A 1569-nucleotide genomic window follows, 5' to 3' on the forward strand; every position below is an offset into this window, starting at 1 on the left:
CGCCTCCCGCAGCGGCGCCCCGAGCAGCGCCAACGGCGCGGCGGCCCCGAACCACACCGTGTCGCAGCCGCGGGAGCGTACGAGCTGCCGTGCCCGCCGCAGCACGTCCGGGGTGGGCAGCATGAGCGAGGTGGGGTGCCGCACGACCTCGAACGGGGCCGCGGCATCGAACTCCCGGTCCGAGCCGGTGGCCCGCTCCCACGCGGGGGCGTAGACCACGAGCTCGTCGGCGGGCAGCCGGGTGACCAACGAGTTCAGATAGGACTGGATGCCGCCGGGCCGGGGCGGGAAGTCGTTGGTCACCAGCAGCGTTCGGCGCATGCCGGCAGACTATCCCGTCCCGGCCCGGAGGGTGGGTCGCGCGGGCGTCAGGCGACGCGCCGCGCCCCGCTGAACTGGTCCTGCAGCGGAGCCACCTTGACCACGTCACCACTGGTGGGCGCGTGCACCATCTGGCCATTGCCGATGTAGATGCCGACGTGCGAGACCGGCGAGTAGAAGAACACCAGGTCGCCCGGCTGCAGCTGGGACCGGGACACCGGGGTGCCGTACTGCGACTGCGACCGGCTGTTCCGGGGGATGCTGACGCCCGCCTGGTTGTAGGCCCACTGGGTCAGCCCCGAACAGTCGAACTCGCTCGGGCCGGTGGCGCCCCACACGTACGGGCTGCCCCGTTTCGCCATCGCCGCGTCGATCGCGACCTGGGCGGCGGGGCCGGGAGCCTCGATCGGGCCGGGGTCCGGGCCGATGTCCTGTTGCGCGGCGACGTCGGAGCTGCTGAGCAGGTTCGCCTGCTGCTCCAGCTCGGCGATCTGGTCGTCGAGCTCCTTCTTCCGCGCCTCCAGGTCGGCGGCGATCTTCTCGGCCTTGTCCCGGGCCTTCTCGGCCTGCTCCCGGGCCTCGGCCGCCTGGTTCTTCGCGTCCTCGGCGCGCTGGACGGCGTCCCGGAGGCGGCTCAGCGCCCGGTTCTTGTCCGTGGCCAGCACGCCGATCGCCGACGAGCGTTCCAGGAAGCCCTCCGCGGAATCCTCGGTGATCAGGGCCGACATCCGGTTGAGCGAGTTGCCGCTGGTGAACGTCGTGCCCGCGAACCGGTCGACGTCGACCCGGAACCGTTCCTCGTCGGCACGCGCCTGCTTCTCGGCCTTCTCGGCCTCGGCCAGGCGGGTGCTCAACTCGTCGAGTTCGTCCTGTTTGGCCTTCAGGTCCTCCTGCGCCTGGAGATACTTCTCGTTCAGCTTCTCGGCCTTGCTGGACAGCTCGCGGTACTCCTCGAGTTCCTCGGAACCACTCGGGGGCTGTCGCAGAGGCTGCTGGACGGGTTGCTGGGGGGCGGGGACGGGTAACGCGGTGGCCGGTGCCTGGGCGAAGGTGACGCCCGCGAGGACGGCGCAGGCCGCCAGGGTTCCCGGAGCCAGTCGTTTCACGGGATGCGACCGCACGTCGCGTGTGTCTCCTTTGCTCTCCGGCCGCCGACCGGGCACACGATCCGCGCCGGAGGTCGGGGGCCCTCCGCCGCGCGTTCTCCGCCGTCGCCGGACACGGTGGGACCGCGCCGGCGGGCTCGTC

The 1569-nt window shown here is 72.0% G+C and carries 1 protein-coding gene and 1 pseudogene; both read right to left on the bottom strand.

Annotated features, from left to right (window positions below; translation table 11 throughout):
• Positions 1-321, bottom strand: a pseudogene (locus SACHA_RS0115260) (alpha-(1-2)-phosphatidylinositol mannosyltransferase); the annotation flags it as partial.
• 47 nt (positions 322-368) lie between these two features.
• Positions 369-1442, bottom strand: a complete 1074-nt coding sequence (locus SACHA_RS0115265; protein ID WP_019811063.1) for a C40 family peptidase — start codon at positions 1440-1442, stop codon at positions 369-371.
• Positions 1443-1569: the final 127 nt, after the last annotated feature.

It is taken from the genome of Saccharomonospora halophila 8 (genome assembly GCF_000383775.1).
In the GTDB taxonomy this organism is placed as follows: domain Bacteria; phylum Actinomycetota; class Actinomycetes; order Mycobacteriales; family Pseudonocardiaceae; genus Saccharomonospora; species Saccharomonospora halophila.